The organism is Paenibacillus aceris (genome assembly GCF_017874035.1).
GTDB classification, from domain to species: Bacteria; Bacillota; Bacilli; order Paenibacillales; family NBRC-103111; genus Paenibacillus_E; species Paenibacillus_E aceris.
Genome location: NZ_JAGGKV010000002.1, coordinates 162130 through 186565, shown reverse-complemented (window position 1 = coordinate 186565; position 24436 = coordinate 162130). Strand labels below are relative to the sequence as shown.

Below are 24436 nucleotides of genomic sequence, written 5' to 3'. Positions count from 1 at the left end.
TATAAAATAATTGTCACTCTAGACTAATGTCCTGCATACACTTGTAATGAATGATTGTATGGAGGAGGTTGAAAGGATGTCATTAGATAAAGATTTGCAAAGCAGAGAGATCATTACAAAAGCTGTCTGCGGTAAAGGTCGCAAATTTTCACATGTAAGTCATACCGTGACTCCGCCCTTTTCTCCGACCAGTATATTGGGCGCTTGGATTATTAATAACCAATTCGAGGCGATCCAATCCGGAGAGGGCGTAGAGGTAGTTGGTACTTATGATATCAACATCTGGTATTCTTACGATCGCAACACGAAAACAGACGTTGCAAAAGAAACCGTTTCGTATGTAGAAGTCGTTGGACTAAGCTACTTGGACAAAAAACATAAGCCGACGACAGCCGAAGTGTCTGCTGTCGCAACGCAAGAGCCAAACTGCGTAGAAGCCAGTATTGCTTCAAGCGGCGACAGCGTAGTCATTCGGGTTGAGCGCGAGTTCCAGGTCGAGCTCATTGCGGAAACGAAAGTGTTTGTCATCGTCAGCCCGTATGGTCCGGGCGACTTCGACGACAAACATGTGGACTTTGATGACGGCGGCGATGGAGATTTCGAGGATCTCGATGCCGAACTTCTCGAGGATGATTTAGGTTAATGAACCTTATACGCCAGTGTATGCTGGCGTTCAAGGTTCGGCAGAGGGCATTTGCCCTCTTTTTTGTTTTCTAGACATAATTGGGCAGATAACCGCATACAGGGATCATAGGAAAGGCAGGAGAAACGAGAAGGGGCAAACCGGATGGAATCATTTTTACTGCACGCACAGGAGAAAGAAGCGCTGGAGCTGGCGGGACTTATTCACATTCCTAGCGGTACAAAACTTCCAGAGGATTGGCGCGGTCGTATCGTCATTCACTGGGGAGCTGCTCATGATGAATGGCCTCAGAAGCAGGCGCTGCAGCCAATTAAAGCGATTCTGAGGGCAAAGGCAAGCGCCAAGCGAGATGAACGGCTCGCGCTGCACGGCATAAAGACCGTCGCTTCTCTCAAGAAACAAGGCCAAGTGAAGGATGAACGTCTGGCATTCACCCACAAATATAAAGTAGCTGTCTTTCACCTGCAAACACTTATTGTGTATGAGAAAAAAGAAACGCTGCTTCTGTCTGAGAAAACACGCCTTGAACAGCGTCAAGCAGGGGTAAATTCCGCCTACTTCGAAGTGACGCCAGAACGAGCCAGCTTTCATGTGCGCAGAGCAAGCCGTGAGGCGGTCAAAGCTATCTATGCGCTTGGTTTGGATTACGGACTTGTCACTATTGGCGTGCTGCCAACAGGGCATACGCTTGTATTGGATGTAGATCCTGTACCTAAGCTGAATGCAAAGCTGACGCAGCTGTTCGCACAGGCAATTGACCGGTATGAACTTGCATTGGCGAAGGAGGTGCGGCGCAAGGAGCGGGTGATGCTCGGCAGCGACCCCGAGTTCCTGCTTCTCAGCCCGCAAGGCCAAGTCGTCTTCGCTGACCGCTTTCTGACGAGGGCAGGCGAAGTGGGCTGCGATGCGGTCGTGCTCAGCGGACATCGCCTGATTCTGCCGCTGGCGGAGCTGCGTCCGCAGCCAAGCACCGACCCGCGCGAGCTAACGAGGAATCTGCTGGCTACGATGCACCTCGCCGCGCGGGCTATCCCTGACGAGAGCCTGGCGTGGCTCTCGGGCGGTATGCCGGTGGGGGGATACCCCCTCGGCGGACATATCCACTTCAGCCGCTGCTGGCTGAATGGTCATCTCCTGCGCGCGCTCGATAACTACCTCGCGCTGCCTTTGATCTTGATCGAAGGGGACACAACGCGCCAGCGTCGCCCCAGGTATGGCTTTCTCGGCGACTTCCGCAAGAAGTCGCACGGAGGCTTCGAGTACCGCACCTTGCCAAGCTGGATGCAATCGCCCCTCATTACACGCGGAGTTTTCGCGCTTGCCGCGCTAATTGCGGATAACTATTGGATCCTTCCCAGGCAGCCGCTGCAGGAACCGGATATTGAGGCGGCGTACTATCGTGGAGATAAACACCGGCTTCAAGGGGTGGTCGCCAGGCTTTGGAAGGACCTTGAGCAGTTGAAGGGGTATGAGATACACGCGGCTGTATTGGACCGGTTCCGGGTAAGAATAGAGTCGATGGAACCTTGGAATGAGAGAGAGGACTTTCGCAAGGCTTGGAAAATTGCCCCGTACCACCGTAAAGAAGCAATTGAAGAAGGAATCATGTTATAATAGAGTATCTATACGAATAAGGAAGATTGGCTGTCGCTAGAGGCTTGTAAATCTGCAAACATTCTGTCTGACAGGCAGGTTGTTTTGGACGAGAGAGCCTTTAGCGGTTACTGCTTTTGATGAATATGCACGCCTATGAAAATGGAAAATGGTAGTTTCATAGAGTTGACAGTGAATAAAGTGATTGGTTGGAGGAACGCAAGGTGGCTCAATATACGCCGATGATTCAGCAGTACTTGGCCGTGAAGGCGCAAGTCCCGGATGCATTTTTGTTTTTTCGTCTGGGTGATTTCTATGAAATGTTTTTTGAAGATGCCATCAATGCTTCCCGTGAGCTGGAAATAACGTTAACAGGAAGAGAAGGCGGGGCTGACGAGAAAATCCCGATGTGCGGTGTGCCTCACCACTCGGCTGAGAATTATATGTCTCGTTTAATCGAGAAAGGCTACAAAGTTGCCATCTGCGAGCAGGTCGAAGATCCGGCCGAGGCCAAAGGTGTTGTCCGCCGCGAGATCGTGCGCATTGTGACGCCGGGAACGGTCATGGACAGTAAACTGCTCGGGGAATCCAGCAATAACTACATAGTTTCGCTGGTGAGCCGCGAACAAGGGTATGCCTTTACGGCATGCGATATCTCTACAGGCGAGCTGTATACGACGAAACTAGCCCCATCTTGGGAGCTCGTGGTGGATGAACTGAATGTGTATAACCCTTCCGAGATTATTACGGATGCGGCGCTTTTAACGACGATTCGCGAATCCGGCGTAACCTGGGGACGCAGTACGGTATTAACCGAATGGACACAGTCGGATGAGAAATTGCTCGACGAGCATTTTGCGGAAGACGCCGCGCTTTCTGGCTTATCCCCGCTCAATCGGAATGGCGTAGCTTTATTGCTGGCCTATTTGAAAGAAACGCAAAAGCGCGCGCTCACCCACGTGAAGCACATCAGGGTCTATGAACCTGATCAATTCATGACGATGGATCCTTTTACGCGCAGAAACCTTGAATTAGTAGAAACAGTCCGCGAACGGGCGAAAAAAGGTTCCTTGCTTTGGCTCCTCGACAAAACCGTTACAGCGATGGGGGCGCGTATGCTGCGCCGCTGGATCGAGAAGCCGCTTATGAGCGTGGCGCGCATTGAAGAGCGGCTGGAAGCTGTCAATTTGCTCTACAATCAGCTCATCGTACGCGATGATGTGAAGCAAGCATTGAAGGAAGTTTACGACTTGGAGCGGCTAGTCGCGCGGATTTCTTACGGCAATGCGAATGCCCGCGATATGGTCGCACTGAAGCACTCCCTGCAGCAGGTTCCTCTGCTGCAAGAAGTGTGCGCACAATCCGGCTCTGAAACGCTGCGCAAACTAGTCGAGAATATGGATGTTTGTGATGACGTTATGTCCTGGATCGCGAATGCCATTGTGGACGAGCCTCCGGTTTCCATCCGGGATGGCGGGATGATCCGCGAAGGTTATCAGCCTTACTTGGATCAACTTCGTGAAGCGAGTACCAACGGGAAGCAGTGGATTGCAGAGTTGGAGCGCCAAGAGCGGGAAGCGACGGGCATCAAGTCGCTCAAAATCGGCTACAACAAGGTGTTCGGTTACTTCATCGAGGTAACCAAAGCGAATATGTCGGCGCTGCAAGAAGGCCGCTATGAACGCAAACAAACTCTGGCGAATGCCGAACGTTACGTTACGCCAGAGCTGAAAGAGAAAGAAGCGCTCATTCTGGAAGCGCAGGATAAAATGATCGATCTGGAGTATGAGCTGTTCACGGAGCTTCGCGACCGGATTTCTCAGCATATCTCCAGATTGCAGAAGCTGGCGGAAGTGATTGCAACCGCCGACGTGTATCAATCGCTGGCGACTGTCAGCGCGGCACAGCACTTCCGCAAGCCGGAGATCGGCGAAGGCTTCGATCTCCACATTGAAGAAGGCCGCCATCCCGTGGTGGAAGCGGTCATACAAGACGGCTCGTTCATCGCGAACGATACGCGTCTAGAAGGAGAACAGGGCCGCATTCTGCTCATAACCGGTCCGAACATGGCCGGTAAAAGCACCTACATGCGGCAGGTTGCCGTGATCTGCCTGATGGCGCAGATCGGCTGCTTCGTACCTGCGAGGTCCGCGCGCATCCCGGTCACGGACCGGATATTCACGCGGATTGGCGCGGCCGATGATTTGATCGGCGGGCAGAGTACATTCATGGTCGAAATGATGGACATCCAAGTAATGACCGAGAAGGCGACGAGCAAGAGTCTTGTCATTATCGACGAGCTCGGCCGCGGCACCTCAACGGGAGAAGGCATGGCGATCGCGCAGGCCGTCATCGAGTTCTTGCATGACCGTATCGGCTGCAAGACGCTCGTGTCCACACATTTCCATGAGCTCGCGCATCTGGAAGGAAGCCTCGGCCATTTGCGCAATCATTGCATGGCGGTCAAAGAGAGCGGCAGGCAAGTAACTTTCCTACGCAAGCTCATCCCTGGGGCAGCAAGTACGAGCTACGGCATCTATTGTGCCGAAATCGCCGGGCTGCCGGATGCGATTATCCAGCGCTCATACGAGCTGCTGAACGGCTTTGAAGAGAGGGCGGCGGGTGCGTCGCAGATCGCCGCAGCGGCTGTGGCGGTCACCGTTCCCGCGATCGCCCCGATTGAGCAGCTATCTCTCTTCGAGGAAGACAGTAAGGCGGCAGCGACCAGTAAGAAGAAGCCGGACGCCAAATCTCAGCAGGTGCTCGACCAGCTGAAAGGCATTGACTTAATTAATATGACGCCGCTGCAGGCGCTTAATTTAGTTTACGAATGGAAACAAAAGCTGCAATAAACCGAACATGTATTAGGGATTGATTTCAAAACTGCCTATAGCGGCATCAGTCCGTTCGATCTTCATATTTGCACTACTATTTCATTTATCATCCCCAAGGAGAGACGCATATGAAAAAACAGCCAAAGTTGAAAACAATGAAGGTAACACTAGCCCTTGCGTCTGCTCTTATGAGCGTAATGCCGGTTAGCGCCGTATTCGCACAAGAGGATTTGCAAACTATGCAAGTCAGAGAAATCATTGGAAAACTGCATGTGAGCGGAGTCACGGAAGAAGCGTTAGCGGGTCAAAGCATTAAACAAATGATTGATGGGTTAAAAGATCCGTATACGGTTTTCTTTAGCCAAGAGGAATATAGCCAGTTCTCCAGCTCCTTAGAAAATAATTATGTCGGTATGGGTGCGCGCATCGGTATTGATGACAAAGGCGTGTACTTGTCGGAAATTTTTGTCGGCTCACCTGCCGAAATCGCCGGATTGCAGCGGGATGACTATGTCCGTGCGGTCGATGGTGTTCCTGCATCAACAACCTCAATAGATGAAGTCCGCAACAAAATCATCGGTTTGGAAGGAACGAAAGTAAAAGTTACGGTTGCGCGTGGAGATAAGGAATTGACCGTTGAGTTGACGCGCAAAGGTGTTAACGTGCCTGAAGTATACAGCAAGAGCTTTACAAATGGTGTAGGTTACATTCAAATTACGGACTTTTCCAGCGATGCGGATGAGGATTTTGATAAACAACTTGCGACTCTGCAGGCAAAGGGTTTGAAATCACTGATTCTCGATGTGCGCAATAACCCAGGCGGTCTTGTGGATACGGCGCAAAACATTGCGAAGCATTTTGTTAAGGAAGGTGTGCTCATTCATACGAAAGACCGCAATGGCGTGGATGATCCTGTGCTGATTGAAGGCGGAACGGCTTTATCAATACCTGTTTATATTTTAGCTAATGAAAATAGCGCCAGCGCTTCGGAAGTGCTTTCAGGTGCATTACAGGATTATAACGTAGCCAAAGTCATCGGCATGCAGACGTATGGAAAAGGCAGCGTTCAACAACTGTACCAACTGGATAACAACAGTGCGTTGAAAGTGACGATTGAAGAGTATTTAACGCCGAACAAACGCAAAGTGAATAAAGTCGGGATCACGCCTGACATTAAGGTGGATGGACCGGCAGCGCAAATGATTACCGCTTTGCATACGGCAGGTATTCCTGATGTTCAAGTTGATATTTCCAACCACACGGTGAAATTTAACGGCGTTGAAGTGGGCAGCGGATTTGGTAGCTTCCATGAAAACGGAAAATTGTTTGCGACATCCCGCGGGTTAGCGGCTCTGGTTGGTGCAAACATCACGTGGAATGAAGCGAACCGAACGGTCGACATTTCCGATAGCAAAGGGACACACGCGATCCCGGTTGAGGCGGACAAGCTGATAATTGAGAATGGAGCCAGCTACGTTAATGTCGATCTGTTCGCTCAATATTTCCCGCAGCTACAAGTGAATGACCAGGGAGAGAATGTTTCCATCCGCGCTGTAAAGGGGAACTAAGCATTATGGGTAAAATCCAGCTTTTAAGCGAACATATCGCGAACCAGATTGCCGCAGGGGAAGTTGTGGAACGCCCCTCCTCTGTGGTCAAAGAGCTTGTCGAGAACTCGGTCGATGCAGAAAGCACGCGAATTGATGTGACCATCGAAGAAGGCGGACTGCAGTTGATTCGCGTATCCGATAACGGAACAGGTATGGCACTGGAGGATTGCGAATTAGCCTTTCAGCGGCACGCGACAAGCAAAATTGCGACAAGCAAAGATTTGTTTTCTATCCGTACACTAGGTTTTCGCGGTGAGGCACTGCCAAGTATAGCGTCAGTATCCCGACTGGAGTGTGTCACCAGCTCAGCCAATGATGGTCTGGGCCGGAAGATCTCCATTGAAGGCGGCACGATTCGTACCGTAGAAGAAACTGCGGCTTCACGCGGTACCGAAGTAACGGTACGGGATTTATTTTATAACACGCCTGCGCGGCTCAAATACATGAAAACGATCCAAACAGAGCTCGGCCATATCTCGGATTATATGTACCGATTAGCGCTAGCTCACCCTGGCATCGCCTTCTCGCTCAAGCATAACGGCAATATGCTGCTGCAAACGCTGGGCAACGGCGATTTGCTGCAAGTGATAGCCGGTATTTATGGCACGGCCATCGGCAAACAAATGCTGCCCATCCAAGCGGACAGCTTGGATTACACCATCACGGGCTTCGTCGCGAAGCCCGAAATGACGCGCGCGAACCGCGGCGGCATATCGACCATTGTCAATGGCCGATACGTCCGCAATTTCGCGCTGAATCAAGCGCTGCTGCAGGGGTACCATACCCTGCTGCCAATCAACCGCTTCCCGGTCGCTGTGCTGCAAATCGGGATGGACCCTGCTTTGGTGGATGTGAATGTGCATCCATCCAAGCTTGAGGTCCGCTTCAGTAAGGAAGCGGAACTGACAGCGTTAATCGAGTCGGAGGTTAAACGATTGTTTGGCCGACAAGTGCTCATACCGACGGGAAATAAGCCATCTGCTCCGAAAGGGGCTTACATTCAGGAGCAGCTTGATCTTACGCGAACGATCGAACCGCAAACGCCGATAACACCAGCGAATCCAGTGGTTGCGAAAGCTCCGGTAGTCTCAGACGAATTAGATTCTCCGCGGGTACAAATTAAAGAAAGTTTGGCTTCCTACAAATCTGAGCAGAAGCCAGATTATGAGCCGGCGGCAAGGACGGCAGAGCCTAAATCCTGGTCTCCACCAGTCGAGGTTCAGAGGAGTACGTCCAGTACAGGAGGATCCTATTCAAGCCGATCTTCCTCGCCGTCTAACAACACCTATTCGTCAGTCGCGTCGAATCCAAGAAGTGTTTCGATTCAACAGCAGCGCCGCACGAATGAAGCTTTCATGGATTTGCTGCCTTCTAACCAAGAGAACGAGGCACCGAAGCTGCCTGCTTTTCCAAGATTAGACCCAATTGGCCAAATGCACGGGACGTACTTAATCGCGCAGAACGAGGAAGGTCTGTACTTGATTGATCAGCATGCTGCGCATGAGCGGATTAATTATGAATATTATTATGAGCGTTTTGGCAATCCTGCTGAGGCAAGCCAAGAATTGCTTGTTCCGATTACACTGGAATTTACACCTTCCGAGGCAGGCATCATCTCGGAACGATTGTCCCTTTTTGAACAAGCTGGCGTATTTATGGAAGCATTTGGCGGGAATACGTTCCTTGTACGCGCACACCCCCACTGGTTTCCGTCAGGAGAAGAGAAAGGGATTGTTGAGGAAATGTGCGAATGGGTGCTGAGTGAGAAGAAGGCTGTTGATATCGCTAAGCTGAGGGAGAAGGCAGCGATTATGTGTTCCTGCAAAGCCTCAATTAAAGCGAATCAAGGGCTTAGTGTCCTAGAGATGGAGACGCTCATTGACCGTCTTGCTGGCTGCCGAAATCCGTATACATGTCCGCATGGACGACCTATTGTTGTTAGCTTTACTACCTATGAACTGGAAAAAATGTTTAAGCGAGTGATGTAATCCCGTGATTGTAACGACTTCATTTAACCCTTCGGATGAAATTGTAGAGAAAGCAGGACGGTTGGCTGCGGAGTATGGCGGCCGATTCGTCCCCCGAAGGAAGTATTCTTTGGAACATCTTAGGAAAAATAATAACGATCCATCCCTTCTGCTTGTGACCAGAGATGAGATCAGGTACTATGAAGATGACCATCCTGCAGCGTTTTTCCATCCCAGCATGGCACTCGTTCGCGTGAAACGTATGCTTAGAGGCGAATCCGACTTATTGATTGATGCTTCGGGCGCGACGCTTGGCGATGTCATTGTGGATTGTACGGCAGGCTTAGCGTCAGATTCGATCGTGTTCTCTTTCGCAGTTGGCTCGGAAGGAAATGTCACGGCGATAGAAAGCGAAGACATTCCGGCGATGCTGATTCGAGAAGGGTTAGCTCTCTACGAATCGGAAGTAGCAGAGCTCAATGAAGCCATGAGGCGCATTACGGTCAAAAAGATGCATCATCTTGCTTATTTGAAGCAATTAGCTTCTCAAAGTGTCGATGTTGTCTACTTCGATCCGATGTTTCGCACTCCAATTGAAGAATCGCAAGCGATTTCTCATCTCCGCAGGAATGCGAACGATGAGGCTGTCTCTCTGGTTTCTATCGAGGAGGCCAAGCGTGTCGCACGCAAAAGCATTGTGCTCAAAGAAAACCGAGATAGCAGGGAATTTGCCCGGCTCGGATTTGAGCAAGTATTAAGATCGACGACCAAAACAACGTATGGAGTGATTCGACTGTGTTAGCCCCATCAGCCAAGCCGAAATTACTCGTGCTTCTTGGTCCCACGGCAGTTGGTAAGACCAAGCTTAGTTTAGAAATAGCCCAGAAGTTCGGGTGCGAAATTATTTCCGGAGATTCCATGCAAGTGTATCGGGGGATGGATATTGGAACAGCCAAAGCGAGCGCAGCTGAGCAGCGCCTTGTTCCGCATCATTTAATTGATATTCATGATCCTTCCTACCCTTTTTCGGCGGCGGAATTTCAAGAGCGAGTTAAGGAATTAATCCTGGATATCCACTCGCGTGGGAAGCTTCCTTTCATCGTTGGCGGAACAGGTCTTTACATTGAATCCGTATGCTACAACTACCAATTTACGGATGTCAGTATGGATGAAGCGTTCCGACTCGAGCAGGAGGCTTACGCTGCAGCCCATGGCGATGAAGCTCTGCATCAGAAGCTGCGTGAAATCGATCCGGAGAGCGCAGACCGGCTTCATGCGAATGACCGTAGGCGGGTCATCCGGGCTATGGAAATTTATCATGTCTCCGGTGAGACGATGACTTCTCACTTGGCCGCCCAGAAAAAAGAGTCTCCTTACGAACTCTGTATCATTGGCCTGACGATGGACCGCGCACTTTTGTATAAGCGTATTGAAGAGCGCATCGATGCGATGATGCAAGAGGGACTTGTTCAGGAGGTTCAATCGATTCTGGATGCAGGCTGTCCGAAGCAAGCCATTTCCATGCAGGCGCTAGGCTACAAAGAAATCGTCAGTTATCTGGAAGGCGAACTAACCCTTGAGGCGGCTGTGACGCTGCTTAAGCGGGATACGCGCCGTTTTGCCAAGAGACAGTTGTCCTGGTTTCGGCATATGAATGATATCCACTGGGTGGATGTGACGGAGTCGGCAAATTTTTCTGCCCATTTCCAAAAGATTAGTGATATACTAGCAGGAAAGTTTGTACATAAAATTGAATATAATTAACAAATATGACCACTAGAAAATAGCGCCGTCAGGCGATAGTTTCATTCCATTAAGGGGGACCTACTGATGAACCGATCCATTAACATTCAGGACAACTTTTTAAATCAACTTCGCAAAGAAAGCATTCCCGTCACCGTTTATCTAACGAATGGGTTCCAAATCAGAGGGCTGATCCGCGCTTTTGACAACTTTACAATCATCATTGACAGCGAAGGTCGTCAACAAATGGTGTACAAGCATGCTATTTCCACTTTCACGCCGCAACGGGCTGTTTCTTTAATGGCTGCTACGGAAGCAACGGAATAATATTCCTTTACTCGTTTGGTTTTGCAACTTTTTAATGGACTGAACCGTCTAACCGAATAGACACTTGTGGGAGCAACCTTGTTTAAGGTTGTTCTTTTCTTGGTTAATAGTAAAAGAATTGTACAACGAGGGAGTCGGTGGATTTGGAGAAACCTACAAATAAACAGTCAACAACGAATGCCAAAACGAAACCACAAGGCAATAAGAAAAGTCCGAAAAAGAAGAAGTTTAATTTCCGTAAATTAATTTTAGGTTCTATTATAGCAACGATTTTGGCAATCATTTGCGCTATGGCCGTTTATATTGTCGTTATTATGAGCGGCTTTAAGATTCTGGAAACGAATATCGATAAGATCGAAACGACGACGGAATCAACACTTATTTATGCGCAGGAAGAAGGCAAGGATAAACAACCAACGGAAATTGCCAAGATTTATAAGGGCGAGAACCGCGAAAGCGTGAAAATCAAAGACGTACCGGAGCGCTTGAAGCAGGCTTTTATTGCGACCGAGGATCGCCGGTTTGAGCAGCATTCCGGCGTTGACTTCTGGGCGATTGGCCGGGCGCTGGTCAAAGACGTTATTCATATGAGCGCCGTTGAAGGCGGAAGTACCATAACGCAGCAGTTAGCCAAAAACGTGTTCCTCAGCTCAGAGAAAACCGCCTTCCGTAAAGGAACGGAGATGTCTATCGCTTTTGCATTGGATGAAAAGTATACCAAGGATGAAATTCTTGAATTTTATCTGAATCGTATTTTCTTCGGAAGCAATGCGTATGGCATTAAATCAGCTGCCAAGGTGTACTTCGGCAAATCCAACTTGAATGACTTAGAGGTATGGGAAATGGCTACCTTAGCGGCTCTGCCGAAGGCGCCTTCCAAATACTCGCCGTTAGCGAATCCTGACCTGTCTAAAGAGCGCCGGGCTGTCGTGCTCAAATTGATGGCAGATCAAGGTTATATAACGGAAGCTGAGCGTGCGAAAGCAGCAGCTGTGGATTATACACCTCCAGCGGTAGCCGCTACGAGCACAAAGGATTACGCCAGCTACGTGGATTATGTCATGAATGAAGCGGAAGATATGTACGGTATTGATGAAGATGAATTGTTGACAAAAGGTTATCGCATCTACACATCGATGAATACGAAAGCACAACAAGTTATGGAGAAAACGTATGCCAATCCAAGTTTTTTCCAGAAGGATGCTTCTGACGGGCAGAAAATTCAAAGTGCTATGGTCATTGTAGATAATAAAACAGGCGGTTTGATGGCTATGATCGGTGGGCGAGATTACAAATCGCGGGGCTTCAGCCGTATTTATTCCAAAAGGCAGCCAGGCTCATCCTTCAAACCGATTGCCGCCTACGGACCTGCGCTGGAGAGCGGGGATTACACGCCATATTCCATGATGGATGACTCTCAAACTTCATTCGGGAATGGGACCTATTCTCCACGCAACTATGACCGTGTGACGCATGGCCAAGTCACGATGCTTGAAGCGGTGAAAAAGTCATATAACTTAGCTCCGGTCTGGCTGCTCGATAAAATGGGCGTGAATGCAGGTATCAATTTTGCCAAAAACCTGGGCATCCAGTTGAATCCGCAGAAAGACAAAAATTTGGCTATCGCCCTTGGAGGTCTTACGGATGGCGTTTCACCACTGCAAATGGCAACCGCTTATTCAGCTTTCGCCAACCAGGGGTCTCTCAACAAAACCCACGCGATCCTTCGCATTACGGATGCACAAGGGAAGGAAATCGCTGCTTATAAAGCTGAGAAGAAACAAGTGATACAGCCGAAAACCGCTTATTATATGACCCTTCTTCTTCAGGGAGTTGTTGAAACAGGCGGTACGGGGACCAAAGCGAAATTTAATCGTCCTGTCGCAGGTAAAACAGGTTCAACCGGTTTGGATATTAAAGGCATCGAGCAGTATGACCGTGACGTATGGTTCGTTGGCTATACGCCGGAATGGACGGCAGCCGTGTGGGAAGGTTTCGATAAGGTTGACGCGAAGCACTATGTAACCGTCGGCAGCGGAAGCACAGCCGCTCTATTCAAAGAGATCATGTCCAAATCGCTGGAGGGCCGTCCTGTCACAAACTTCGTCAAGCCTGACAATGTGCCGACTCCGACTGAAACCCCAAGTGGAATTACGGATTTAGCAGCTGTTTATGAGATTGATAAGAAATCTGTTAAACTATCATGGACACCGCTTGGCGATAAGACGAGTTATAATGTGTACCGCAAAGGATCCAAGGACGCGGATGCTAAACTTCTGATTCAATCACCTACGCCAATTGTGAATGATTCGTCGGTATTCAGCGGAGAAACCTATCAATATTACGTTGTGCCATTTAACGCGGACACAAATGTCGAAGGTGCCAAATCGAATGTGGCTTCCGTGGAAATTCCTAAGGATGACACGCTTCCGGATGGAACGAAGCCGTCTCCAGCACCAGGAGTGTCACCTACGCCTTCACCAGGCAATGGGATTGAACCGACAAATCCGACGCAATCTCCGGGAACGAAGCCTACGCCTACGCCGGGTAATACGGTCAAGCCAGGTGTGAGCCCGAGTTCAAGTCCAACTCCGAGTCCGAATGCAAACAATGTACCAAGTCCGACACCTACGCCACCGAACAAGCCGGGGAATGGAACTCCGGATAAACCGAAGGATGGCAAGCCAGATGCGGAACAAGTGATTGTGCCCAAAACGCAGTAATGAAAGATCAGCAATTTGAACCCACGACTAGACGGAGGAATTCACAATGAACTTGCTCAAATCAAAGAAACTTCTGCCACTCACATTGATCGCACTTACGATGATTGCCTCGGCTTGCGGCAACAAGCCTACTGAGACGGCCGGAGGCACGGCAACTCCGAAAAGCGGCGCTACGGCGCCGGCTGCTACTGCAGCAGCTTCACCTGCGGCGACTCCGGCTGCTAAGCAATGGAGCAAAGCGCCAGATATGACGATCGATACGAACAAAACGTATCAAGCGGAAGTAACGACGTCGAAAGGCTCGTTTACGATTGATCTTTTCGCAAAGGAAGCTCCCAAAACCGTCAACAACTTTGTGTTTTTATCCAAAGAAGGCTTCTATAATAATGTAACGTTTCACCGGATCATCAAGTCGTTCATGATTCAAACCGGTGACCCGCAAGGCACAGGTATGGGCGGACCTGGATACAAGTTCGCGGATGAGCTGAAAACAACGCACAAATATGAACCAGGTACTGTCGCAATGGCGAATTCCGGTCCCAATACGAATGGCAGCCAGTTTTTTATTTGCTCGGGTGCTGATTGCGCGAACTTGAACCAAATGCCGAACTACACCATTTTCGGAAAAGTGACGCAGGACGGCATGGCAACGATTGCGAAAATTGCCGATACGCCGGTTGAAATGGGCGGGGAATCCACGCCAAGCAAGCCAAAGGAAAAGGTAACAATTAACGCCATCACCATTAAAGAGAAATAGAATAAATTAGGTATATTGTAAAACAACCGGTTTACAAGATGGGAGGGATGCCGGGTGAAACAGCCCTGTTTATTGTTCCACGGATTCACAGGTGGGCCTTACGAGGTAGAGCCGTTAGCTCGGCATTTGCGTGAACGCGGTCAATTTTGTAAAGTGCCGGAGCTCCCATGGAACGGGGATTCCTATCACCAATTGAAGTCTTCCCGCTGGGAAGATTGGGTTACGGCTGCTGAAGAGCAAGCGGAAATCATGACCAGAGATTATGGCCAATTCGATATGGTAGGCTTCTCCATGGGGGGATTGCTTGCTGCTTATTTGTCCGTGAGATATCCGGTCCGGCGGCTTATTTTACTAAATACGGCTGTCATCTATATAAGCCCGGGCAGGTTGCTTGAAGTGATGCGGGACGAATGGAAGTATCAAAGGAAAATTTCACTTGTTAAAGCGAAATCTACGCCGTTAAGTGCCACTTGGCAGTTTACCCGGTTAGTTCGCAAACTAAAGCCCGTGCTAAGTCAGGTGAGGATTCCAACTTTGATTGCACAGTCCGAGAAGGATCATGTGATTCATCCACAAAGTGCGCGCTATATTTATCGTAAAGTGAGAGGCCAACGGGAAATCCACTGGCATCCGAGATCCAACCACCTCATTTGTCATAGCGACGATGCGGCTGCATTGTTTCGCCAAGTTAGCGCATTTTTGGATAAGGAGTATTCGGATGACAGCCAAAACAAACATGAATCGTAACCAACGAACGGTTTCTCCAAAACCGAGAAAAGCGCCAAAGTCAGTTACGAAGTCAAGACTCCGGCGGACGCTAATCCATCTGTTTCGAACAATTGTCGTTGTGTTCCTAATCGGGGCTGCTTGGATCATGTATGTTCAGTGGAAGGTGCAAGTAGCACCGGATCAAACGCTGCCTAAGCAGGTGGATGTAGGCATTGTGCTGGGTGCTTCCTTACGCCAAGATATTCCAAGTCCGGGATTGCAGGAGCGGCTTGATTTGGCTCTTGATTTGTATAAACAGGGCAAATTTAAACAGCTGATTGTTAGCGGCGGCCTGGATCATAACGGTTCCAAGCTGACCGAAGCGGAAGGCATGCGCAATTATTTAGTGAAAAAGGGATTGCCCGCCAAAAGTATTCTCATCGAGCCGCGGGCGACAAGCACATATGAGAATTTGTTATTCTCTAAACAAATAATGGACGAGCAAGGTCTTGTAAGCTCGATCATCGTGACCCACTCTTATCACGGCTCGCGATCCTTAGATATTGCCGAAACGATAGGATTGAAAGATCCGCTTATTTCTTCGACCAAATCCGAAGTGCTTTTCATGCCGTACCATGAAGCGAGAGAAACGCTTGCTTATACGAAGTGGATATGGACGAAGCTGCTCCTTAAGGCAGGCGTCTAAACAGAAGAAAAGCATGCGCCCTATGTGGACAACCGCCATGTAGGGAGCATGCTTTTTTGTTTACCTTCTAACCGTTCACGATCGTGCCGCCATTGACATGCAGCACCTGCCCAGCCATATAGGACGAGTCCTCGCTGGCTAAGAAGACGTAGCTGGCCGCGAGCTCACTGGGCTGCCCTGCGCGCTTCATAGGCGTCGTTGAGCCGAAGGTAGCCACCTCCTGCTCCGTGAAGGTCGAAGGAATAAGCGGCGTCCAGATCGGACCTGGAGCGACGGCGTTCACGCGAATGCCTTTGGCGTTCAATTGCAGCGAAAGGGAGCGTGTGAATGAGACGATCGCTCCTTTTGTAGCGGAATAGTCGACCAGCTGTTCATGCCCGTGATAAGCCGTGATGGAGGCTGTGTTAATAATGGCGCTTCCGGATTTCAGATGGGGGAGTGCGGCTTTGGTCAAATAAAAGAACGAAAAGATATTGGTGCGAAATGTCCGTTCCAGCTGCTCAGATGTAATATTCTCTATGCTCGGCTGAGGATGCTGCTCGGCGGCATTGTTCACGAGAATATCGAGCTTCCCGAATTGTTGAACAACCTGTTCAATGATCTTTGTGCAAAAACTCTCGTCGCCAATATCACCTGCGACATGCAGACATTTACGTCCTGCCTTCTCAACGTGCCGCTGTGTTTCTTCCGCGTCTCCATGCTCGTTCAGATAGACGATTACGACATCTGCGCCTTCTTTGGCATAGGCGACTGCAATCGCACGGCCAATGCCGCTATCGCCCCCGGTAATTAGTGCGACTTTATCCTTCAGCTTACCGGCTGCTTTGTAGGCAGTGTTGTCGAACTCAGGCCTTGGGTTCATCTGCGACTCAATGCCAGGTTGCGCATTTTGATGCTGAGGTGGAAATACTGGTTTTGGTTGTGTAGCTGTTGCCATGTAATAAGGCTCCTTTCATCCCAAACAAATTCTTTGTTAGGATGATGCAAGTGGCCGCAAATCATACTTAATCCGGTAGTGATAGCCATATTTGGTTTGATAGCCAAGCTTTTCGTATAACGAAACGGCGGCTGTATTGGTGGAGACGACCTGCAAATACTGCTGAGCAGCGCCATGTTTTATACTCCAGGCAGTTAGGGCATGCATAAGAAAATAAGCCACCCCTTGACCACGGTGCTCTTCGCTAACAACGACATTCAGAAAGCCTGCCCACTCGTCTTGAACAACAGCCGTTCCAACGGCGATGATGCGATCAGCCTTTTTTATTTTTACAAATCCTTTCGTCTCCGAAATTCGATTGCAAATTCCTTTGTAATCGGATTTGGAATTCTCCTTATACTTTTCAAGCATGAGAAAGGCGTCCAGCCATTCTTCATCTGCCTCGGTGACCCATTCCACGCTGAGAGCAGCAACGTCTCGCGACATCAGCTTTTGCTGCGCTGCCGCCGCCGCTTCCTGAGCGCTAGCAAACATCATGAGACAAGGGAGGTCGATGGCATATCCTTGTGCATGCAGCAGCCCATCCAGGCCTGAAGGGGATGCATCGCTAATATGAAAAATGGCGGGTAAGCCTTTGTCGGCATAGAACTGTTCGATAAGCGGCAGCCAGTTAGCGGAATGGGGAAATTCACCGATCGCAAGTACGCTATTTGCACGCTTTGTAATGCCTCGGGTAGCCCGCAGCTGCCAGTTATCGATATACGCTGTAGTCTCGGCTGGCCAAGTATTGGAAGCAATGGTATCGATGGCGTTGTAAAAGAGTAGAGAGTCGTTCATTGACGAATAAGCTCCTTTCGGTTCTAAATAATATATTATAAATATACAAATTTATGCATAAAAATTCAATCATAAAAGTGGAAAAAACTTGTTCTTTGATGTAAGCTATAAAACAATGGAATGAAACTGCAAGCGGATAACGGGAGGGAATAGATTTGGATCTCATCATACGTCGCGCACGGTCCGAAGACTATGAAGCTGTGAATGCTATCATCCGTTTCGGTCAAGAGGAGCATGCAGCCGCTTTACCCGAACGTTTTGCAAGGCTGGACCGAGTCGTTGCCATGGGCTGGTATCGCAGCTTTTCCGATCAGCAGAATAAGGTGATTCTGGTCGCTGAGAAAGGCGGGCAAGTGGTTGGCGTGGCGATGCTGGAGTTGAAGAAAAGCCCCGCATATGAAGCGCTGATTCCGCGCATTTACGCCTATTTGAACGAACTGGCTGTGTCGCCTGACGCTCAGCGCCAAGGCATTGGAAGGGCCCTCTATATGGCCTCTGTGGATTGGGCACGGCAACGGTCGGCTGCATCGCTAGAGCTTAACGTATGGGAGTTTAACGAACGGGCCATCGCATTTTACCAATCATTGGGGATGACAACGCTTAATAGAACGATGACGAACGATTTAACTTATTAACTGAAGGAGCAAGATCATGCTATTTATTGATAACGAAGGAATCACGGATCCACGGATAAATTTGGCGATTGAGGAGTACGCGTTGAGGCATCTTCCTGAGCAGGAAAGTTATTTGCTTTTTTACATAAATGAACCGTCCATTATTATTGGCAAAAATCAAAACACGTTGGAAGAAATCAACCCGGAATATGTGAAAGAGCAAAACCTGCATGTCGTACGCAGACTTTCCGGCGGCGGAGCGGTCTATCACGATTTAGGCAATCTGAATTTCAGCTTCATTACCAAAGATGACGGGAATTCGTTTCACAACTTTCAAAAGTTTACGGAGCCCGTCGTAGAAGCCCTCCGCAAGCTAGGAGTGGAAGCGTCCTTAACTGGGCGCAATGATATTCAAGTCGGCGATCGAAAAATATCAGGCAATGCGCAATTTGCAACGAAAGGCCGAATGTTCAGCCATGGCACCCTTTTATTTAACTCAGAGATTGAAAATGTCGTCTCAGCCCTCAAGGTGAGCCCAGACAAAATCCAGTCCAAAGGTATCAAATCCATTCGCAGCAGAGTGGCTAATATTGTTGAATTTCTGAACGAACCACTAACTATAGAAGACTTCCGCTTAAAGCTGCTCTCCTCCATATTTGGTATGGAAGCTTCCGACGTTCCTGCGTACAAGCTCACAGCGGAGGATTGGCGACATATCCGTCAGATTTCCGATGACCGTTATGGGAATTGGGATTGGAACTACGGTAAGTCGCCGAAGAGTACCGTGCAAAACTTTAAGCGTTTCGAGGGCGTTGGGAAATTGGATGTTCGTTTATCGATTGAAGAGGGCCATATACAGGAGTTGAAAATTTATGGAGACTTCTTCGGAGCCAGCGATGTAGCTGAGCTGGAAGATATGCTTCGCGGCTCCCGGTATGAAGAAACCGTTGTTCGCGAACGGTTAGAGGGAGTTGAACTGCGTCGCTACTTTGGCGCGTTGGATCTTGATTCCTTTGTTGCGTTATTGATGTTAACTTAAACGATGGATTCCATGGGGAGGGGAATTTGGCTATGACAAAGCTTTATCTAATCCGTCACGGTGAAACAGTTTGGAACGTGGAGCGCCGCATGCAGGGGCATATGGATTCTCCGCTGTCATCATTAGGCGAACAGCAAGCTTTATGGTTGTCTTATGCTTTGAAGGAAGTTCCATTCGAGGCTCTATATGCAAGCAGTAGTGGAAGGACTTTACAAACGGCTACCATCATCAAAGGAGATCGCGATATCGCCATTCAAGCTTCTGATGACTGGCGTGAGATGAATTTAGGCGCCTGGGAAGGGCGCATATCGGATGAAATCGAGGCATTAGAGCCGGATAGCTTTCACGCCTTCTGGCGAAATCCTGAGCAGTATCGACCTGTGCAAGGGGAGTCTTATCCGGATCTCCAGGCCCGCGTCCTTCCAGCTCTAGAACGAATGCTTGCTGTGCATGAGGGACAAACAATTGCTCTCGTTTCACACACGGTCACATTGAAAGTGATTATGGCTTATTTTGAGAAGAGAGCACTTGCTGAGCTTTGGAACCCGCCATATTTTCATCCAACCTGTCTAAGTGTAGTGGAAATGGTAAATAAAGAGCCGCATATCCGGCTTCATGCTGACACGTCTCATTTTGAAGATGAAGCATTCGGTTTCTAACATACGAATCATATGGAGGAATTACCCATGATCTTAGAAGTTGCCATTCTCCCTGTTATCGCAGGCAAAAATGCAGAGTTCGAAGCTGCTTTTCGTCAAGCCTCAACCATTATTTCATCAATGAAAGGGTACATTTCGCACGAGCTGCAAACGTGTATAGAAGATGGCAACAAATATTTGCTCCTTGTGCATTGGGAGACACTAGAGGACCACACGATAGGATTCCGAGGCTCGGCAGAGTATCAGGAATGGCGCAAACTGCTGCACCACTTCTACGATCCTTTTCCGGTGGTAGAGCATTACAGTATTACGCAAGCCTATGGTGAAAGTGCAAAATAAACAGAGAAGCTTCCGGCTCGTTCCGGAGGCTTTTTTTCTGTCAGCACGAGCTGCTGTGATCGGTCTAAAATGCAAGGAACGAGCGTAGGATGGATAGATACCATCCATCGAAACCAACTTGTAAACGAGGTGATCCTCATGAGTGGTCGGAGCTTGCCATCCAGACAGATCAATATCGTCTTGCGGCAGCCAGAGCATCGGCGCGCAGGTGACGGCGCCGGCGACCAGATTCATGCTTCGCCGCAGGCCGATGCAGAAGCGCAGCAAACCGGGAAAAGGACACCGCTTGAGGGTCCCCTATCGGATATTTTCAAAGAGTTAAATCAATTGATAGGCCTTGATAATGTCAAAGAATTAGTCCATGAAATTTACGCGCTTCTTCAAATTTCGCAATTCCGCGCTGAAGCCGGTTTAATCAGCAATGCGCATGTGTACCATATGATTTTCAAAGGGAGCCCCGGTACTGGGAAAACGACGGTAGCCCGGCTGATGGGGCGCATGTTTCACGCGATGGGTGTGCTGAGCAAGGGGCATTTTATCGAAGTGGAACGCGCGGACCTCGTAGGTGAATACATTGGACATACGGCTTTAAAGACTAGGGACTTAATGAAGAAAGCGATGGGCGGCATTCTGTTTATCGATGAAGCCTACAGCTTAGCGCGTGGAGGGGATAAGGACTTCGGCAAGGAGTCGATCGATGCGCTTGTTAAAGGGATGGAAGATAAGAAGAATGACTTCATCCTGATTCTTGCCGGTTACAGCGACGAGATGGAGCAATTCCTTGCAACAAATCCCGGGCTTCCATCGCGGTTTCCGATTCAAATTGATTTTGAAGATTATCCGATCGATCAACTGATCCAGATTACGGAACTTATGGCGAAAGAACGTGAATATGTACTCCTGCCGCAAACGATAACAAAACTAAAGCAGCATCTGACAGAGGAGAAGGCTGCCACTTGGCGGGCCTTTAGCAATGCGAGATATGTTCGCAATATTTTGGAAAAAGCGATGAGGCATCAAGCGGTGAGATTGCTAAGCCAATATGTGAATGCTCCTTCCAAATCGGAGTTAATGTCGATAAGGCCTGAAGATATGAAATTGAAATGAAAGTTTATTAGCTTCATATTTGTGGAAAGCTACCGGAAGGCTACAGGCCTTTCGGTTTTTTTGCGATCTCTGTTATAATTGAATTTTCCTTCGCGGCAAATTGACTTTCCCAAGCATTTCCTACACAATGATGAAGGAATCCGTTGATTTGAAAGGATTTCAAACGTGAGACGGCGAGTCAAAGGAGACTATAATTTATGAAAACAACTTCACATATGGTTGAAAAAGAGATCGATGATCGCGCTGTGCTCGTCAGCCTGGTCACACAGAAGCAGAAACGCAACGAAGCGATAGCGGAATATTCGCTGCAGGAATTAGTGAAGCTGGCTGAAACTGCAGGTGTGCAGGTATTGGAAACCATGACGCAGAACAAAGAGACGAAGGATAGCAAATGGTTTATCGGCAAGGGCAAAGTCGATGAGTTAAAAGCATTGCTGGAAGAGCTTGGCGGAAATACGGCGATTTTCGATCAAGAGCTGTCGGGGGCTCAAGTCCGTAATTTAGAGGCTGCGCTCGACGTTAAGATCATTGACCGCACCCAGTTAATTCTGGATATTTTCGCACAGCGCGCCAAAACGCGTGAAGGTATTATCCAAGTTGAATTGGCGCAGCTCAGCTATTTGCTCCCAAGACTTTCCGGGCAAGGGAAAAATCTTTCGAGGCTTGGTGGCGGTATCGGAACCAGAGGCCCGGGGGAATCGAAGCTGGAGACGGACCGCCGGCATATCCGCGGGCGCATAGACGAATTGAAAGCGCAGCTGGAAGAGGTTGTTCGTCATCGTACTCTGCATCGCGAGCGCAGGAAAAAGACCGGCGTGTTCCAGGTTGCCTTGGTTGGCTATACGAATGCCGGGAAATCAACATTATTGAAACAATTGACGCAAGCGGACGTCTATATTGAGAATCAACTATTCGCAACGTTAGATCCGACATCTCGGACGATGGAATTGCCAAGCGGCAAGGAGATCGTGCTCACTGATACCGTTGGTTTCATTCAAAATTTGCCCCATGATCTTGTTGCTTCATTCCGTGCTACGTTGGAAGAGGCTAATGAGGCAGATCTCATACTGCATGTTGTGGACAGCTCTACGGATATGCGAAACGAGCAAATGCGTGTCGTTGGAGAAGTATTGGAAGAGCTGGGAGCCCACCAGAAGGATCAGCTTACGATTTTCAACAAAATCGATGCTTGTTCGCTGGAAGAGCGAGACATGCTGACAACGGAAGGAGAATTTCTGAAGATCAGTGCTTTTGATCAAGACGATTTGGAACGGTTGCGAATCGCCATTCAAGAGAAGCTCATGGGCGAAAGCAAAGAGTTCCGTATTCCAGCTGACAAAGGAGACATCATCTCATTGATGTACCGAATCGGGGATGTGCTTGCGACGGATGTAGACGGCGAGGATATGCTGTTCAAAGTCCGAGTAAACAAGGATGATTATGTGAAAGTGGCTTATCAATTGGTCGCTTATGACCAACAGGCACAGCAAGAGGTTCAAGACGGCGAGGGAGAGATTTATTAATTATGCAATTCGGGGATAAAGTCATGACATTAATGGAAAGCGCGGAGCGTCAAGCCGAAAGCGCTTTTCGACAAATTGAAAAAACAATTGATCTCAATCAATGGAAAGTGATTAGCGCTTTTCAAAAACATAAAGTTAGTGATTATCATTTCGCCTCCTCGACAGGCTATGGCTATAATGATCGCGGCAGAGAGGTGCTCGATCTTGTGTATGCAGATGCAATGGGAGCGGAGGCTGCGCTTGTACGTCCTCATTTCGTTTCGGGGACGCATACGATTGGAATTGCGTTGTTTGGCGTTCTGCGGCCTGGTGAACATCTTCTTTACATCACAGGGAAGCCCTATGACACCTTGCATAAGGTGATTGGGAAACCGGGTGACGGCACAGGCTCGCTGCAGGACTTCGGCATTGGCTACAGCGAGGTTGCCTTGACGGAAGAAGGCGCGCCCGATTGGTCTGCGATCGCTGCAGCCATTCAGCCGAACACGAAGGTGATCGGCATTCAGCGCTCACGCGGCTATTCATGGAGGCCGTCGTTTACCGTCGAGCAAATCGGCGAGATGGTCCGGTTCGTCAAGGAAGTGAACCCAAACCTTATCGTTTTCGTCGATAATTGCTACGGGGAGTTCACCGAGCTGCAAGAGCCGACGCAGGTTGGCGTCGATTTGATGGCCGGCTCGCTGATCAAAAACCCGGGCGGCGGCATTGCCCCGTCCGGCGGTTATATCGCTGGTCGGCAGGAGCTCGTTGAGCTCGCCGCCTACCGGTTGACCGCCCCCGGCATTGGGGGCGAGGTTGGCGCTATGCTCGGTGCGACGCGCGCCATGTTTCAAGGGCTGTTCCTTGCCCCGCATCTGGTTGGGCAAGCGGTCAAGGGCTCTGTGTTTGCGGCAGCCGTGTTCGAACAGCTGGGCTTTGAGAGCCACCCGCGTTGGGACGCTGAGCGGACGGATCTGATCCAAGCGATCCGCTTCACGTCGGCGGAGCATTTGATCACGTTCGTGCAGGGTATCCAGAAGGCTGCTGCCGTGGATTCCCACGTTGTGCCGGAACCGTGGGATATGCCGGGCTATGAGCATCCTGTCATTATGGCGGCAGGCACATTCATTCAAGGCGGCAGCCTGGAGCTGTCAGCCGATGCTCCGATCCGTGAGCCGTACATCGCATACATGCAGGGCGGACTCACCTACTCACACTGTAAGTTAGGGGTGCTCACGGCAATCCAACATATGGTAGACAAGGGATTACTTTGAAAAAAAGACTGTGAACAAACCTAACACACCTTGACACGTATTTGTTACAAAGGTACAATAAGGGAGAGGTACTTAACTTTGCAGGAGTGATTAGCATGAGTGATGAAATACGTAGAAATATGGCGTTATTCCCAATCGGGATCGTCATGAAGCTGACGGATTTAACCGCGAGACAAATTCGATATTACGAGCAGCATGAGCTTATTATTCCAGCCAGAACAGGCGGTAATCAACGACTCTACTCCTTTAATGATGTTGAACGACTACTTGAAATTAAAGATTTAATTGAAAAAGGTGTGAACATCGCAGGGATTAAGCAGGTGCTCATCCCAGTCGATAAAGATTCGGAAGATGCTACAATTTTGAACGAGCATACGGAAGTTAAGCGTAAAGAATTAACCGACTCCCAACTGCACAAAATGCTTAAGCAGCAGTTGATAGGCGGAGGCAAGCGTCCCGATCAGGTTTCCCTTATTCAAGGACAGCTTTCCCGGTTCTATAAATAACGTTTCGTAAG

The 24436-nt window shown here is 49.2% G+C and carries 22 protein-coding genes; 20 read left to right on the top strand and 2 right to left on the bottom strand.

Annotated features, from left to right (window positions below; translation table 11 throughout):
- Nucleotides 1–76 precede the first annotated feature (76 nt).
- The 12 genes from cotE (at nucleotide 77) to J2Z65_RS04985 (ending at nucleotide 15611) form a co-directional block, all read left to right on the top strand.
- On the top strand, nucleotides 77–643 hold the full coding sequence (cotE, locus tag J2Z65_RS05040) for an outer spore coat protein CotE (RefSeq protein WP_167054015.1): 567 nt from the start codon (nucleotides 77–79) through the stop codon (nucleotides 641–643).
- 144 nt (nucleotides 644–787) lie between these two features.
- Nucleotides 788–2257, top strand: coding sequence for a putative amidoligase domain-containing protein (locus tag J2Z65_RS05035; RefSeq protein ID WP_167054017.1), 1470 nt, complete (start codon nucleotides 788–790; stop codon nucleotides 2255–2257).
- A 203-nt stretch (nucleotides 2258–2460) separates the two neighbouring features.
- Nucleotides 2461–5088 (top strand): DNA mismatch repair protein MutS, encoded by a 2628-nt coding sequence (mutS, locus tag J2Z65_RS05030; RefSeq protein ID WP_167054019.1) that lies wholly within the window; start codon nucleotides 2461–2463, stop codon nucleotides 5086–5088.
- Between the two features lie 110 nt (nucleotides 5089–5198).
- Nucleotides 5199–6638, top strand: a complete 1440-nt coding sequence (locus J2Z65_RS05025; RefSeq protein WP_240159522.1) for a S41 family peptidase — start codon at nucleotides 5199–5201, stop codon at nucleotides 6636–6638.
- A 5-nt stretch (nucleotides 6639–6643) separates the two neighbouring features.
- Entirely contained in the window at nucleotides 6644–8668 is a 2025-nt protein-coding gene (mutL, locus tag J2Z65_RS05020; protein WP_167054021.1) for a DNA mismatch repair endonuclease MutL, read from the top strand.
- A gap of 4 nt (nucleotides 8669–8672) precedes the next feature.
- A complete protein-coding gene (locus J2Z65_RS05015; RefSeq protein ID WP_167054023.1) occupies nucleotides 8673–9449 on the top strand; it encodes a class I SAM-dependent methyltransferase in 777 nt (258 codons plus the stop codon).
- Nucleotides 9443–10411 (top strand): tRNA (adenosine(37)-N6)-dimethylallyltransferase MiaA, encoded by a 969-nt coding sequence (gene miaA / locus J2Z65_RS05010; protein WP_167054025.1) that lies wholly within the window; start codon nucleotides 9443–9445, stop codon nucleotides 10409–10411. Before J2Z65_RS05015 ends, miaA begins: the two co-directional genes overlap by 7 nt.
- 66 nt (nucleotides 10412–10477) lie before the next feature.
- Nucleotides 10478–10717: an RNA chaperone Hfq gene (gene hfq, locus J2Z65_RS05005; protein WP_028554442.1), complete on the top strand. Its 240-nt coding sequence runs from the start codon at nucleotides 10478–10480 to the stop codon at nucleotides 10715–10717.
- Nucleotides 10718–10860: 143 nt separating this feature from the next.
- Nucleotides 10861–13440: a transglycosylase domain-containing protein gene (locus tag J2Z65_RS05000; protein ID WP_167054027.1), complete on the top strand. Its 2580-nt coding sequence runs from the start codon at nucleotides 10861–10863 to the stop codon at nucleotides 13438–13440.
- A gap of 46 nt (nucleotides 13441–13486) precedes the next feature.
- On the top strand, nucleotides 13487–14197 hold the full coding sequence (locus J2Z65_RS04995) for a peptidylprolyl isomerase (RefSeq protein WP_275690999.1): 711 nt from the start codon (nucleotides 13487–13489) through the stop codon (nucleotides 14195–14197).
- 54 nt (nucleotides 14198–14251) lie between these two features.
- Nucleotides 14252–14944, top strand: coding sequence for an alpha/beta fold hydrolase (locus J2Z65_RS04990; RefSeq protein WP_167054029.1), 693 nt, complete (start codon nucleotides 14252–14254; stop codon nucleotides 14942–14944).
- A complete protein-coding gene (locus tag J2Z65_RS04985; RefSeq protein ID WP_240159523.1) occupies nucleotides 14916–15611 on the top strand; it encodes a YdcF family protein in 696 nt (231 codons plus the stop codon). The genes J2Z65_RS04990 and J2Z65_RS04985 overlap by 29 nt, the downstream gene beginning before the upstream one ends.
- A 67-nt stretch (nucleotides 15612–15678) precedes the next feature.
- On the opposite strand, the gene J2Z65_RS04980 is transcribed toward J2Z65_RS04985, so the two are convergent.
- Both J2Z65_RS04980 and J2Z65_RS04975 read right to left on the bottom strand, forming a co-directional pair.
- Nucleotides 15679–16548, bottom strand: coding sequence for an SDR family oxidoreductase (locus J2Z65_RS04980; RefSeq protein ID WP_167054032.1), 870 nt, complete (start codon nucleotides 16546–16548; stop codon nucleotides 15679–15681).
- A gap of 36 nt (nucleotides 16549–16584) precedes the next feature.
- Nucleotides 16585–17385: a GNAT family N-acetyltransferase gene (locus J2Z65_RS04975; RefSeq protein WP_167054034.1), complete on the bottom strand. Its 801-nt coding sequence runs from the start codon at nucleotides 17383–17385 to the stop codon at nucleotides 16585–16587.
- 155 nt (nucleotides 17386–17540) lie between these two features.
- Between J2Z65_RS04975 and J2Z65_RS04970 the strand changes: the two genes are divergently transcribed.
- The 8 genes from J2Z65_RS04970 (at nucleotide 17541) to J2Z65_RS04935 (ending at nucleotide 24425) form a co-directional block, all read left to right on the top strand.
- Complete coding sequence (locus J2Z65_RS04970; protein WP_167054036.1) at nucleotides 17541–18020, top strand: GNAT family N-acetyltransferase; 480 nt, start codon at nucleotides 17541–17543, stop codon at nucleotides 18018–18020.
- Between the two features lie 16 nt (nucleotides 18021–18036).
- Nucleotides 18037–19038 carry a lipoate--protein ligase gene (gene lplA, locus J2Z65_RS04965; RefSeq protein ID WP_167054038.1) on the top strand — a complete coding sequence of 334 codons (1002 nt, stop codon included), beginning with the start codon at nucleotides 18037–18039 and terminating at the stop codon, nucleotides 19036–19038.
- Between the two features lie 32 nt (nucleotides 19039–19070).
- Complete coding sequence (locus J2Z65_RS04960; RefSeq protein ID WP_240159524.1) at nucleotides 19071–19697, top strand: histidine phosphatase family protein; 627 nt, start codon at nucleotides 19071–19073, stop codon at nucleotides 19695–19697.
- Nucleotides 19698–19724: 27 nt separating this feature from the next.
- A complete protein-coding gene (locus J2Z65_RS04955; protein ID WP_167054042.1) occupies nucleotides 19725–20036 on the top strand; it encodes an antibiotic biosynthesis monooxygenase family protein in 312 nt (103 codons plus the stop codon).
- Between the two features lie 138 nt (nucleotides 20037–20174).
- Nucleotides 20175–21143: an AAA family ATPase gene (locus J2Z65_RS04950; RefSeq protein ID WP_167054044.1), complete on the top strand. Its 969-nt coding sequence runs from the start codon at nucleotides 20175–20177 to the stop codon at nucleotides 21141–21143.
- Nucleotides 21144–21340: 197 nt separating this feature from the next.
- Nucleotides 21341–22666 (top strand): GTPase HflX, encoded by a 1326-nt coding sequence (hflX, locus tag J2Z65_RS04945; RefSeq protein WP_167054045.1) that lies wholly within the window; start codon nucleotides 21341–21343, stop codon nucleotides 22664–22666.
- A gap of 32 nt (nucleotides 22667–22698) precedes the next feature.
- Nucleotides 22699–23919 carry a methionine gamma-lyase family protein gene (locus J2Z65_RS04940; RefSeq protein WP_420850776.1) on the top strand — a complete coding sequence of 407 codons (1221 nt, stop codon included), beginning with the start codon at nucleotides 22699–22701 and terminating at the stop codon, nucleotides 23917–23919.
- 95 nt (nucleotides 23920–24014) lie between these two features.
- Entirely contained in the window at nucleotides 24015–24425 is a 411-nt protein-coding gene (locus J2Z65_RS04935; RefSeq protein ID WP_127451665.1) for a MerR family transcriptional regulator, read from the top strand.
- Nucleotides 24426–24436: the final 11 nt, after the last annotated feature.